The sequence below is a fragment of the Sorangium sp. So ce131 genome (assembly GCF_051519095.1).
In the GTDB taxonomy this organism is placed as follows: Bacteria; Myxococcota_A; Polyangia; order Polyangiales; family Polyangiaceae; genus Sorangium.
In genome coordinates this window covers 8,094,659-8,108,330 of the sequence record NZ_CP150455.1, presented here as the reverse complement: position 1 = coordinate 8,108,330, position 13,672 = coordinate 8,094,659, and the positions used below count along the sequence as shown (strand labels likewise).

Annotated in this window: 6 protein-coding genes and 1 pseudogene; 3 read left to right on the top strand and 4 right to left on the bottom strand. The window is 75.9% G+C overall.

Translation table 11 applies throughout. From position 1 onward, the window contains the following. Window positions 1-138: 138 nt before the first annotated feature. The 4 genes and pseudogenes from WMF43_RS29525 to WMF43_RS29510 all read right to left on the bottom strand — a co-directional run. The gene (locus WMF43_RS29525; protein ID WP_437669673.1) at window positions 139-969 is read right to left on the bottom strand and encodes a hypothetical protein; all 831 of its coding nucleotides are present in this window, start codon (window positions 967-969) and stop codon (window positions 139-141) included. A 956-nt stretch (window positions 970-1,925) separates the two neighbouring features. Further along, entirely contained in the window at window positions 1,926-2,252 is a 327-nt protein-coding gene (locus WMF43_RS29520) for a DUF6968 family protein (RefSeq protein WP_437669671.1), read from the bottom strand. A 28-nt stretch (window positions 2,253-2,280) separates the two neighbouring features. Next, window positions 2,281-4,683 (bottom strand): RHS repeat domain-containing protein, encoded by a 2,403-nt coding sequence (locus WMF43_RS29515; protein WP_437669669.1) that lies wholly within the window; start codon window positions 4,681-4,683, stop codon window positions 2,281-2,283. A 67-nt stretch (window positions 4,684-4,750) separates the two neighbouring features. Further along, window positions 4,751-5,092: pseudogene (locus tag WMF43_RS29510) on the bottom strand (hypothetical protein); the annotation flags it as partial. A 1,251-nt stretch (window positions 5,093-6,343) separates the two neighbouring features. Between WMF43_RS29510 and WMF43_RS29505 the strand changes: the two are divergent. Genes WMF43_RS29505 through WMF43_RS29495 form a run of 3 tightly spaced genes read left to right on the top strand, consistent with a single transcriptional unit; the run spans window position 6,344 to window position 13,565 of the window. Next, the gene (locus WMF43_RS29505; protein WP_437669667.1) at window positions 6,344-9,676 is read left to right on the top strand and encodes a hypothetical protein; all 3,333 of its coding nucleotides are present in this window, start codon (window positions 6,344-6,346) and stop codon (window positions 9,674-9,676) included. Between the two features lie 20 nt (window positions 9,677-9,696). Next, complete coding sequence (locus tag WMF43_RS29500; RefSeq protein WP_437669665.1) at window positions 9,697-12,900, top strand: hypothetical protein; 3,204 nt, start codon at window positions 9,697-9,699, stop codon at window positions 12,898-12,900. A gap of 59 nt (window positions 12,901-12,959) precedes the next feature. Continuing rightward, window positions 12,960-13,565, top strand: coding sequence for a hypothetical protein (locus WMF43_RS29495; RefSeq protein ID WP_437669663.1), 606 nt, complete (start codon window positions 12,960-12,962; stop codon window positions 13,563-13,565). Window positions 13,566-13,672: the final 107 nt, after the last annotated feature.

Sequence of the window (13,672 nt, the reverse complement as noted above, 5' to 3'; positions counted from 1 at the left end):
TGAAGTGAGGTCAGGACTGGCTCGTCGTCGGCGCCAAGACACCCTGCCTGTGCCATGCCAGCGCGCAGCCGGTGTGTGGGGGAGTCTAGCGCCGTCCGTCATGGCGGCGGCGCGGGTGCGGCGCCGGCGGGGGCCGGCTCAGCGCACGGGCTCGTCGTCCTCGGCGCTTTCTTCTTCGAGCGCCTCCGCCGCCGGCGCCTCCGGGCTCGGCTCCTCGGCCGTCGATCCGCCGGCGTACCGTTTTCCGGCCCGCTCCGAGGCTTTCAGCACGGGTCCGCGGATCGTCTCGATCGCCTCGGCGGGCGCGTCGGAGAGCTCCAGGTTGGAGAGGACCGCGGAGACGACCCGGAACCACTGGCTGCGCGCGGCGGCGATCGTCGCCCGGGTCACGGGCGCTGTCTTCTCCTTTGCGGCGAGCTCGTCCCGCCGGTGCTCGATCGCCGCGAGCTCCTTGCCCACCTTGATCCACCGCTGCGTGGTGTGGAGCAGCGTGGTCTTGCCGGGCGCCGGGATCGCCTTCAGGAGGGCGCCGATCGACGGCTCCTCCTCGAGGAGGCGGGCGATCCGCGCGGTGTTGCCCGCCTCGGCGGCCGGCGAGGCCTTGACGATGGCGAGCCCGCTCGGGAACAGCTTCGGCTGCACGTCATCGCAGGCCGCGGCGCGATCCGCGTCCGGGGGGTCTTCTCCGAGGCAATGCTCCCGGTGCGCGTCGATGCCCCAGCACACGGCCTTGGCGAGGTGATCGTGCCGCGCGTCGGTCCGCGCGAGCTCCTCGTTCAGGGCGCTCATCGCGCCGGACGGGCCGGTCTTGGCCGGGCGCACCGCGAGCACGGACTCGTAGGCTCGGGCCACCTTGGAGTGCAGCCCGGCGATCTCCGGGATCGAGAGGAAGAGCCGCTTCCTTTGCGCGTTCTCGACCCACGGGGCCATGAGCGCGACCATCTCTTCAATCGTCAGGTGCTTCAACATCGCACAGACCTCCTTGTCCGGGGTAAAGCGTGTCCGGCCAGGAGATGACGCCACGGCCGAGCCCGTCAAGCGGACCGCAGGTTTCGAGCGCCGCGTGATGCAGGAGACGCGCGATGCAGGCGTCGCGCGTGACGCGCGAGACCAACCCGTCCGGGTAAAGAGGAGGTGCCGGGGAGGTGGCGATCGGCGCCGGCGCTCGTGAGCGAGGCCGAGGAGGGGACACGACCTGTCGCCGAGGATGAATTTCAGCCAGCGAGGAGGTTCCGACCAAAAAAAATGATTGCTCTCTTACAAGTGAAGAGGTCGCTACCCCGCCGTGGGCTGCCGTGGAGGCGCCGCGGAGGTCGGGACCTCACGGGTGGCATCGCGACGACGGCGCGGGAGGGTCCAGATGCCCGAGCGGCGTCGCGACGGCGGCGCGGGGGGCTCCGGACACCCGGGCGGCGTCGTGACGGTGGCCCGGGAGGGTCCGGACGCCCGGGGAGGGTTCGGATCGCCGGGGCGGCGTTGATCTTCGCGGTCTCGGTGACGGTTCCGAGCGCCGTGCCGGTGAGCCGTCCGTTGCGCGGATCGCGGCTCAGGACCAGGACCGCGGCGGCCGTGAGCAGCCCGTCGTCGTAGCGCCCGAAGCGCGCGGCGAAGGCGCCGTTGACGATGTCGCGGCCCCACGCGGTGGACGCCGGCCCGCTTGGCGAGGCGGGCGGGGTGTACGACTCGATCTGATCGACCGGCGTGAAGCCGACCTGGTGGGTCGGCCGCGGGCGTCGTACGTCAGGTCCACCGGCAGGATCCCCGGGACCTCGATCTTGACCAGCCGCCGCCGGTTGTCGAGCGTGGTCGTGACCTCGCGGCCGGCCGGCGTCCTGCGGGTGACCATGCGCGTCGCCTTGCTGAAGATCTCGACGAAGCTCGGGGCCTTGGCGGTCCAGCGCCCGACCTCAGGATCGTCCACGTTGTCATTCAGGCGGCGACGATAGGGAGTCTGGGAAGCCGAGGTCCGTGTGACCATTCCAGCGTAATCGGCCTTGTTTTGCCTCGTCCGAGCTCGCGAGCACGCTGCCAATGACAATGTGTGCAAGCTGCAACGCCTGCACAGCGTCGAGGCCGAGCACGCGAAAAATTCGGTCTTTGCGGATCCCTACTATCTGATATGGCAGCGACCACTCGCCGGTGGGCTCCTGTGAAGGTCTGCCAATATGCACAAGTATCTGGCGCGACGGTTTCCCTGTGTCATCCAGAACGTCGATGACGCGTGTGGCGATGATATCAAACCGGGTTGCCATTGCATTCCCTCGGGGCGTAGACCGGAACTCATTGTTTCAGCGGCGGAAATCCGGTGATTCCGGTTCTGTTGCAGTGTGCAAGGCGTTCCGCCTGGGAGGCCCAGCAAGCCGCAGTCTTCGCTCGGCGACAGACTACGCGATCGCGATTGTACTGCTCGTTGCAGGCCGGATTGTCGGACCATTCGTCGTCCGCGCTGTCACTCTCGAGCGTCAACGCGAGCAGGATGCAGAGCCCGACGATGCCGGTGCCCACGGCGGCCGACGCCGCGGCGACGGCGCCCGCCCCTACGGCCATCTCTCTCCATGGCAGGGCGGTGGCCGACCTCCCGGCCGGGTCGGTCCGGTTCACCGGATCGCCGAGGGCGTAGTTGTACAGGTTCGTGTCGCCGCCATCGAACAGCAGCGGGTCCTTCGCGGTCCAGCGCCCGACCTCGGGGTCGTAGTCGCGCGCGCCGAACCGCACCAGCCCGGTGTCCGGGTCGTAGAGGCCTCCGGCGAACCCGAACGGCGTGAACCCCGGGCTCGTGTCGAGCACGACTCTGCCGAACTCGTCGTAATCCATCCGCTGCGCCACGGTGCCCGCCGCCGCGTCGATCACGAGCCGCACGCTGCCGAGCGCGTCGGTCAAGAGCCGGTACGTCACGCCGCCGCGGATCATCACGTCGGGCACGTTGACGCGCTCGCCATAGATGAACCGCGCCACGACGGCGCCGGTCCCATCGAGCTCGGCGACAGGCCTGAGCGCGCCCTCGTAGAGGAACCCCTTGACGAGGGTACCGTCGACCTTCTTTCCAACGCGCCGCCCCAGGCCATCCAGCACGTACTCGATCACCGTGCCGCCCGGCAGGGTCACCCCGCGCAGCTGACCCAGGGCGCTGTGGTCGAACCGCGTCGTCTCCCCCGTCGCGGTGTCGGATCGGCGCAGGATCTCGCCGCTGTCCTGGTAGGCGTACGTCTTCGTGCCGTAGCTCAGCAGCCGGTCCTGGTCGTCGTACGCGCCTACCTCGCTCGCGGTTGCGGTGGTCCTACCGAGCCGGTTTCCGTTCTCGTCGAGGTCGTAATGCGCCGCCAAGACGCCGCCCTCGAACACGTCGGTCAGCCGGCTGGCGGGATCGTAGCCAAAGCGGTTCACGCGGGTCTCGCCCTGGATGGTCTCGGTCCGCTCGACGATCCGGCCGAGCGCATCCCGCTCGACGACCTCGACGACCAGCGCGGTGATGCCTCCGAGCTTCGCCTCGCGCCGCCTGAGCTCGCCGAAGTCGTTGTACTCCACGATCTCGGTCACGCTGCCGAGCGCCGTGCCGGTGAGCCGTCCGTTGCGCGGATCGCGGCGCAGGACCAGGGCCCCGGCGGCCGTGAGCAGCCCGTCGTCGTCGTGCCCGAAATGCGCGGCGAAGGCGCCGTTGACGGTCTCGGAGCGCACGCGGAAGCCGTCGTCATGGGTCCAGTGGACCGCGCCCGCGACGGCGCCCGACCAGCTGACGTCCGTGAGCAGGTGCCCGTCGTAGCCGTACGCGACGCTGACGCCCGCGGGGCCGCTCACGCCCGCGAGCTTGCCCGTGGCCGGGTCGTAGCTCCAGGTGATCGCCCCTCCCGGGAAGGTCGCGCTGGTTCGCCTGCCGGCGTCGTCGTATCCGAAGTCCACAACGACGCCGCCCGGCCTGGTGATCGCGCCGAGCTTGCGGTCGGCGTCGCGGCCCCACGCGGTGGGCGCCGGCCCGCTCGGCACGGCGGGCGGGGTGTAGGACTCGAGCTGATCGACCGGCGTGAAGCCGAACCGGTGGGTCGGCCGGCCGGGCGGCGCGAGCGACTCCAGGTTGCCCGCGTCGTCCCAGCCGAAGCTCACGGTGCGCAGGTCCGGCCTGGTCTCCGCGAGCACGCGCCCGACCGCATCGGTAGCGAACACCGTCGTCTGGAGCAGCGGGTCCACCGCGCCCTCCAGGTAGCCCCGCGGACCGTAGAACCGCCGCGACGTGCGCTCGCCCTGCACCGTCGTCTCGAGCCGTCCGCGGGCGTCGTACGTCAGGTCCACCGGCAGGATCCCCGGGACCTCGATCTTGACCGGCCGCCCCCGGTTGTCGAGCGTGGTCGTGACCTCGCGGCCGGCCGGCGTCCTGCGGGTGACCGTGCGCGTCGCCTTGCTGAAGACCTCGACGAAGCTCAGCCCGTTGATCGTCGTCGTGTCCACGAGCGAGGAAAAGCTCAGCGCGTCCGCCGGGTCCGCCAGGTCCGCGGCGCGGCTCCGCGCGATCGACATCGTCCTTCCGCCCGGCGTCGCGATCGTCTCCAGCCTGGCGAACGGCGACAACATCCCGAAGCGCGGATCCGCGCCCGGGGTCCAGGTCAGCGCGCGACCATCCGGCAGGCTCATGCGCACGGCGCTGCCCGCGCCCCCGGTCGCGGCGCCGCGAAGGCCGCTCGGCAGATCCACGGAGCGCGCCGGTGTGCCGGCCGCGCGCGGCTGCACATCGGTTGTCGTAAGGGGTCATCACGACATCGCCGGCGGTCGCGTAGTCCTGCCATGGCACGTCGACGAGCCTCGCCATGCGCAGGTAGCCATCCGCTTCGTAGATCACCCGGAGCGGTCCGCCGCCGTTCACGACCATCAGGAAAGCGCCGTCCGCGAGGGTCCTTGTGGTGCCGTACTCGGGGTGCCCCTCGATCGAGACGGTGATGCCGGACAGCGGCGCGCCGTCCGTGCCGCGCACCAGCCCGCGGACGACCGCCGCCCGGTGCGGTGCAATGACGCCCGGCGCGACGCCGATCTGCACCGGACTCGGTCCGCTGTACAGGAACGCGGAGGCGTCGACGAGCGCCGTCGCGATCGTTCGATCGAGCATCGAGCACGAGACGCGCGCGATCCCCGCGCTCGGATTGCACGTGTCGAGCGTGCACGGGTCCCCGTCATCGACCACCGGCGGCGTGCCAGCCGCGCACACGCCGGCGCCGTCGCAGGTCTCGTCGCCATTGCACGCATCGCCGTCCGCGCACGATGCGCCGCGCGGGACCGGTGTATGTCGAACGCCGGTCGCTGGATCGCAGCTATCTACCGTGCATGGCTTGCCATCATCGACCGCAGGCGGCGTGCCGGCGACACACACGCCTCTCCCGTCGCAGGTCTCGTCGCCGTTGCATACATCGCTGTCCGGACACGGCGTACCGGCTGGGACCGCCGTCGCGCTCGAATCGACACGACGCACCTCACAAGGCCCGCCGGGCGTACCCGGCGGACGGGGCGGTGTTGTCGTCACCGGCGCCGGATCCGGCGGGGAAGAGCCATTGCCGCACGCGGCGAGCATCCCCCAGGCGACAGGCAGGACCAGGGCACGATAGCTGCTCACGGAAGCCATGACCATCCTCCAGCGATCGTTGCGAACCTCCCAGCGGTGCGCACCGTATTCTCGTCGACAACACGTCGTCAACGTGATGCCGCTCCGATGCGGCTATCTCGAGGTCCGTCCTCACAGCACGATCCTCATGTCGCTTTCGGAGGCGAGCCGATCCCGGACAGCCACGACACCGCAAACCATCAAAGGGGAGGGTGGTCTTCGCCCCGTCATCACCGATGATCGTGTACGCGATCTCCTTCTCGATCGGCTGCGCGCCGCTTGCAGTGTCGTCTCCTTACGGACGCCGCGCCTCTGCAGCTGAAGCCGAACGCGGGCGAGGACACGAGAGCCGCAGGAATGAGGACAGAAGGGGCCACTGAGCTCATGATCTCTTCTCCGGGGAAAAGGTCCCTGCTTGGACTTCGACATCGGGCAGCCGCCGTCCACGCGCGGGGCGGCGCCTCGGCGTGTCGAACCCTCGGCTGCGGGGAACGCAGCCCTCGCCGCGGGCCGCGTCGTCTTCGCCCGGACTAAGGTCGACGCGGCGCCCCGGAGCCGGGGCCACGTCGTTTTCTCGCGAGCGGCCTTCTCGCATGGTTCTCCGGCGCGGTTCGCCCGGGAGCGGCGCCTCGGCGCGCCGCGCCGCCCTGCGCGAGGCCGTCGCCGCACCGCCCGCGACGATGCAATCCACCCTCCCGAGCTCCCCTTCGCGCTACCGTCCCCTCACCCCCCGTGAACGCCCCCGGGACCCCGCGCCACACGATGAGGAGAAGGAAAGGGCAGGGCGCCCCGAGCGCCGGCTCGGCCTCCCCGCGGGCGCCGTCGCGCGCCCTCTCCCGGCTCGCGCTCCTCGCCGCGCCGGCGCTCGCGGCCTGCGGGGCGGCCGAGCCGGCGCCCCCGCCGCGCGGCGCGCCCGAGCCAGCCGGCGCCGCGCCCCCCTTCGTCGCCCAGGGGCCCGCGCGGTACGTCGCGCCGCCGGAGCAGGGCCTCGTCGAGCGTGTGGCCGCGGACGGCGGCGGCCAGGGCGTCGACCGGGTCGTCCTCGACGGCCGCCGCCTCGAGCTGTACGGCCTCGAGCGGATGGAGCCGGTGGGCTCCGGCGGACCGGAGCTCACCGGCGGCGCCGCGTTCCCCTCGTGGTCAGGCGCGCGCGCGGGCGCCGGCGCGCCGCCCGCGGCGCGTTACCTGTTCTGGAGCGGCAGCGACGTCTACGCGGCCGAGAGCTTCTCCGGGGAGCTCCGCAAGCTCGCCGCCCTGCCGGGGGACGTGGTCAGCGCCTTCCCTTGGCTCGATGGGATCGGCCTGATCACGACGGCCGGGAGCTTCGCCGTCCGCGGCGGGAGCGGCGACCTCCGGCCGCTCGGCCTGCCGTCCATCGTCGCCGCCGCGGCGGCGAGCGAGCGCCGCGCGCTCGGCCTCACCGCCTTCGGGCGCGCGATCCTCACGCTCGACGCGGGCGCCTCCTACCGCGACGTCACCGCGGAGCTCGGCGACGCGATCGCGCTCGACGTGCGCGGCGACGAGATCGTCGTCACGCTGGACGGCGGCCTCGAGCGCGCCATCGACCCGAGCGGCCGGCCGGGCGCGCCGCGCGCCCCGCGCGCGCCGCCGCCCGTCGACGTCGAGCCCGGGTGGCTCCGCCGCGCGCCGTTCGCGCTGCTCGCCGACGCCGTCGCCTCGGGCCTGCCGCTGCCCGACGGCGGGGCCGTGCTCGCGGCGGACGGGGTCGTCGGGCGGATCGACCTCGCGACCGGGCGCGCCACCTCCGCCGCAGCCCTGCCGCCGGGCAGCGGCGAGTGCGCGCCGTTCCGCGCGCACGACGCGCTGCTCGCCGTCTGCGCGGGCCCGGATCGCGCGAGCGTGGTGGACCTCTCGGCCGGCGACGCGGCGCGCGCGCTCCGGATCGAGCGCACGTTCGAGCTGCGGGCCGGAACGCAGCGCGACGAGGACCGCTTCGTCGGGGTCGACGGCGAGGCGCTCGGCTACGTCGGCCCGTGCGAGGGGCCGCCGAGGCCGCAGCTCGATCTCGACGCGATCTCGCGCGGGGCGATCGTCCCCGGCTCGACGCAGCGGAGCGCGGTGTTCTGCGTGCGGCGCGGGCCGGGCGCCTGGGTCGAGCACCACCTCGATCCGGCGGACGCGACCTTCGTGTTCGCGTGGATCCCGCGCCGCGGCGGGGGCGCGGTCGCCCTGGTCGCGCGGCCCGGCGCGTTCCTGCGCGACGGCGAGCGCGTCGAGGCGCGCGGCGCGCTGCGCGTCGTGCGCCTCGCGCGCGGCGAGCCGCCGCTCTCGCTCTCGCGGTACGCCGCCGGGAGCCCGGAGCTGCTCTCGCGCGCGCTCGTCGCGCTCGCGGACGGCGCCGTCGAGGGCTGGCTCCCCGCCCCGGGCAGCGCGGGGGGCCTCGCGCCGTTCGCGATCGACGCCGCGGGCCGGCTGCGCCGCCGCCCGCTGCCCGAGCGGGCGCGGACGATGGCGGCGTCCGGTCGGTTCGCGCTCGTGGAGACCGAGCGCGGCGAGCTCTTCGAGACGACCGACCGGGGCGAGCGCTGGGTGCCCGTCGCGCCGCCGCCGGGCAGCGCGCCCGCGTCGCCCGCGTGGTCCTCGTCGCCCGCGTCGTCCTCGTCGATCGAGCGCTGCTCCGCGGTGGGCTGCCGCGTCGGCGCCTTCCTCCGGCTCGGGTGGGCGTCGGCGGCGCCCTCCGCCGCGGCGCCGGGCGCCGCCCACCCGCCCGGCGCGGTCGCGCCGGAGCCGCTCGCCGCGGCCGCGCCCGCGCGCGGCGCCGCGGGGCGCGGCGTGGCCTCGCGCGCGGCGCGGCCGGTGCCTCCGCCGCCGCTCGCGCGGCTCGCGTGCACCTTCGCGGGGCCCGTCGCGGCGGCGCGCGTCCCGGAGTCGTACGGGTTCGGCGCCGTCGCCGCGCGCTCGCCGGCGCTGCGCACGAGCCCGCTGCGGCTCGGCACGCTCGGGGCGCTGACGCTGCCGGCCTCGATCGGCGCGCCGCTCGCGCCGGGCGCCGACGCGGAGCTCGCCTGGATCGCGCCGCTCGACGCGCGCGCCGAGATCCGCCGCGCCAGCGTGCCGCTCCCGGGCGCCGGGCTCGCGAGCCTCGTCTACCGTCCGTACGAGGCGCAGCTCGGGTTCGTGATCGACGGCGGCGGGCGCGTCGCCCCCGTCGCGGTCGGCCCGGAGGAGGTGTGCCTCGCCGACCTGCTCGACGCCGCGCGCGTGACGCGGCCGATCGGCGGCTGCGCCCCTCGCCCGTCGGTCGGCGTCGATCTCGGCGACCGCGTGGTGCTCCTGAGCCCCTGGCACGACCGGCTCGCGGTGCTCGCGGCCGAGCTCCGCGGCGGCGCGGGGCCGCGGCGCGCGGGGCCGGCGGGCGCGCCGCACGCGAGCGGCGCCGCGCCGCCGGCGCTCCGGGAGCTCTACGTGCAGCGCACCGCGCGCGACGTGCGGACCGCGCCGGAGGGAGCGCCCTTCGTGCACGGCGCGGGCGCGCGCTTCGTGTACGGCGCGGGCGCGCGCGCGTCTCGCGAGCCGGTCTTCGTGGCGGTGGACGGGGCCGGCGGCGCGGTGCTCTCGCCCGTCGATCCGGAGCGCGGCACCTTCGGTCCCGAGGAGGCGCTCGCGCCGCTCGGCGAGATCGTCGCGGGGAACGATCCGCGCTGCGCGCCGCGCCGCGACGAGGCCCGCGTGGTCCTGCCGTTCGCCTCGGAGATCGGCCTCGATCCCGGCACCCTGCCGGGGATCACCGGGGCCGGCACGGCCGGCGTCGCGGTGATCCGGTGGTCGCGCGACCGCGCGTGCCTCGACGCGGTGGAGATCAACGTGCGGGACGAGCGCTACGAGCCCGACCTCGGCTATTACGAGCCGGCCGGGACGGTGAAGAAGCTCATCGCGCGCTTCGCGGGGCCGTCGCCCGTCGCGTCCCTCGACGCGCCCGGCGGCCTCGCCGACCGGGGCGCGCGCGGGCGCCCGGACCCGGCTCGGGCGGTGCGAGCCGAGCCGGCGCGGGCGGCGGGCGCGGGCACGCTCGTGCTCGTCCTGCACGGGCAGGAGATCCGGCAGCCGGTGCGGTGCGCGGGGGTCGCGCGGTGAGGCGGCGCGGCGATCTCCTCGTGCGCCGCGCGCTTGGCGCCGCCGCGCCGACCTCCCGCGCCGGCCTCCTCGCCGCGCTCGCGCTCGCCGCCGCGTGCGGCGCCGCCGCGTGCGGCGCCGCCGCCTGCAGCGCCGCACCGGAGCGCTCCCCCCGGCCCGCCGCGCCCCGCGCCGCCGCGCCCGCCGCGCCGCCGCCGCCCTCTCCGGCGCGTTACGTCCTCACGGAGGGCGCCGGCGTCCTCCTCGACGGCGCCGGCGCCGACGGCGACGGTTCGCCGGATCCCCGCCCCGAGCCCGCGCTCTACGAGGGCCTCCGCGTGCGCCTCGAGGGCGGCGTCGTGCTCGCCGCCGCGCCCGCGCCCGAGCCGCTCCGCGGGTTCCGGTCGATCCCGGCGCGCCTCGGCGGCGGGTTCGTCCTCTGGTCCGACGGCCGCGTCTACCGCGCCCGCGAGTTCCTCGGCGAGCTCGCGCCCATCGCCGACGTCGGCGCGCCCGGGGGCGCGCGGCCGTACCTCGCGTCGATCCTCCTGCGCAGCGACCGGGGCCTCCTCGAGGTCGACCCGGCCACGCTCTCCGTGCGCCGCTTCGGGGTCGCCGGCGTCGCCGACGCGGTGGCCCTCGACGCGCGCCGCGCCGCGCGCCTCGACATGGTCGGACGCGCCACGGTGACGCTCGACGGGGGCGCCTCCTGGATCGACGTGCTGGAGGCGCGCGGGCTCGCGACGGCGATGTTGTCCGAGGCGAGCGGCGCCGTCGCGCTGCTCGCGCCGTCCGGCGGGCCCGCGCTCCACGTCACCGCGGCCGGCCTCGTGCCCGCCCCGCCCGCTCCGCCGCGCGACGCGCCGCCGGCCTCGCTGCACCTCCCGCCCGCGCCGGACCCGCTGGGCGACGCTTCCGCGCGCCGCGCGCGCGCCCCCGAGGTGGTCGCGCTGGCGGCGGCGACGGGCGCCCTCCTCCCCGGCGGCAGGGTGCTCGTGGCCCGCGACGGCGACCTCGCCGTCCTCGCCGCGGCGACCGCGCGGCCCCTCGACGAGGCGGCGATCGCCGGCCTCGACCCGCGTTACGCCCGCTGCCAGCCGTTCCGGGCCGGCGACGGCGTCCTGCTCGCGTGCGCGCACGAGGCCGCGCAGGTGCTCCGCCTCGAGACGACGCTCTCCGCGCCGACCCTGGAGGCGACGTTCCCCTCCCGCGGCCTCGACCCCGATCCGCTCGCGCCCCCGCCTGCAGCTTTCCTCGGCGACGACCGCGGCCGCCTCGCGTTCGCCGGCCCGTGCGGGAGCACGCCGCCGGGGCTGCACGACTTCCCGGAGCGCCCGGCGGAGGCCGCGCCGGACGACGACGATCGGTCGCCCTGGACCGCCGCCCGGCCGCCGCCCCCTCGGCGCGAGCCCGGCGAGGATCAGGCCGCGCGCGTGTGCGTGCGCGTCGGCGACGGCCACTGGGTCGAGCGCTGGATCGAGGGGGACGACGCCCGCGGCCTCTACCGCTGGATCCCCGGCGAGCGCGGCGCCGTCACCGCGCTCGTGCTGGGCCCGCGGGCCCGCCGGAGCGAGCGGCGCGCCGCGCGCTCCTCCGAGGGCGTCCGCATGATCCACGCGCGCGGCGACGACCCGGCGCTGCGGGGCGGCCTCTTCCCCGCGCTCGCCGACCCCGCGGCGTCGCCGCGCCTGGTCGACACCGACTTCTGGGAGGACGACGACGGCGCCGTGCGCGGCTGGATCCACCTGCCCGACGCGGCCGACGCCGGCGCCCCCGCCGGCGGCGCGCCGCCCGGGCTGGACGAGCCCGCGCGCGACGCCTCGCCCGCGGCCGCCGCGCCTCCGCTCTCGCGCCGCCGCGGCGGCCGCGTCGCCGGCGTGCGCGTCGGCGCGGACGGCGCCGTCGCGGTCTTCGCCCTCCCGGATGCCGTCGCGCACGTCGTCGTCGGCGGCCGGTTCGCGCTCGCCGCCACCGCCGCCGACCCGCCCGCCTTCTTCGAGTCGACCGACGGCGGCAGCTCGTGGCGCCCCGTCGAGGCGCCCCCCGCGCGCGGGATCGAGCCCCCGCTCGACGCGGGCACCCCCTTCGCCTGCTCGTCGATCGGCTGCGCCATGGGGGATCAAGGGCTCGTCCGCCTCGGCTGGGGCGGGCCTCCGCCGCCGCCGCGCCGCGCGCCGCCGCCCTACACCCCGGCCGCGAGCCCCGCGCCCCCGGCCGCCCCCCCGCCGCTCCTCTCCTGCCGGCTCGATGACGACCCCCCGTCCTTTGCGCCGGCCGCCGCGCCGCGCCGGCCCGCGTCCTTTCCTCACGCCGCCGCCCCGGGCGCCCCCGCCGCGATCCGGCCCCCGGACGCCGCGCCCCCGGTCATCTCGTTGTGGACCTCCCCGTCTTCCCCCCTCGGCGCGCCCCGCGACGGCGCGCTCTCCGCCCGCGTGCTCCTGCCCTTCGCCGGCGCCGCCGCGCCCCGGCGCCTGTCGATCCGCGGCGCCTCGCTCGCCGACCCCACCGGCGCCGTCGTCCCGGTGCTGCTCGGGCCCGGCGCGGCGGCGCCGGTCGACCTCCTGCTGCTCTTCCGCGGGCCGCCCGGGCGGCGCGCGCGGGCGGGCGCGGCGGCGCCCGCGCTGCTTCCGTTCGAGCACGCCGGCGCGATCGCCGCCACGGGCGAGCTGCCGGGCGGCGACCTGCTCGCCTTCGACGCGGGCAAGCGGACCCTCCTCCTCGCCGGGCGGCACGGCACCCTCGAGATCGCCGGCCTCGCGCCCGTCTCCGGCGTCGCGGGCGCGCGGCTCACGCTCGCCCGGCGCCTCGACGCGCCCGGCTTCGCGGTCGCCGGCTACTCCGTCGCCTCCGGGGAGGTGTTCGCGGGGCCGCTCGACGTCGAGCGCGGCCAGGTCGGCCCGCTCGAGCCGCTCGGCTCCCTCGCGTCGCTCGCCGAGATCGGCCCGGAGGGCTGCGGCGGCGCGCGGCCATCCTACCGCTTCCTCGCCGAGCTGCCCGCCACGCTCCGCGTGGCCTCGAGGAGCGGGGCGCCGCTGCTCGAGGAGGACGCCCCCGCGACGGCGCTGCTCGCCGGCGGCCGCGGCGCCCTGTGCGTGGAGGCCATCGAGCTCCGCGCCGTCGCCGCGGGCGCCTCCGCCCCCTCGGACCTCAGCGCGGTCCTCGGCCCCGGCGGGGCCGCCGCGCTCCGCCCCCGCGAGGGCGGAGGCGCCCGGCTCCGGTGCTCGCTCCTGCCGGACCGGCCCTGAGCGACGGCGTGGCTCTCGGAGGCTCCGCGCCGGCGGTGCACTCGTGCTAGGGTCGCCCCATGCCCGCCCTTCGATCCTTGGCCCTGCCGATCGCGGTGGCCGCGTCGATGTTCGGCCTGCTCACCGCTTGTCCGCAGAGGCCCACCAACTTCCCCGACCGCGACGGCGTGATCGCCGCCCAGGCCGAGTGGTGCGCCGCGCTCGCCAAGCTCCAGCGCGCCGGCAAATCCTGGGAGCACATGAACGCCTGCAAGGCCGCGTTCCCGACCGCGTCGCCCACGTACCTCCGCGCGATGACGAGCTGCTTCTCGCGCCGCATGGAGGCCGCCACCGAGAGCTCGCCGGACCGGAGCCAGATCATCCTGGAGTGCAACGACGAGGTGGCCGTCAACATCAACCCGGACGACCCGGTGGCGAAGCCCGTGGTCGAGGCCCGTTGCGCGCGCATGCTGCGCTGCGAGAACGTCCCGGTCGCCACCTGCAAGAGCGCCTTCAGCAAGCTCGAGTCGGCCCAGCGGGCGATGTTCACGACCATCTACAACGCCTCCGGCCGCTACGAGATCGTCGACTGCCTGGAGACGGCGAGCTGCACCGACAACGAGGAAGCCGGCCGCCAGGCCTGCTACCAGCCCACGTCCGACGCGCTGCTCTGGTTCCCGGACTGAGGTGGACGCGGCGCGCGTCGCCCACGCGCAGCGCTCGTCCCCGGGCTGAGGTGGCCGCGATGCGCGGCGGAGATGCGCGTCGCGGCCGTCGCCTCTGCCGCGCCCCG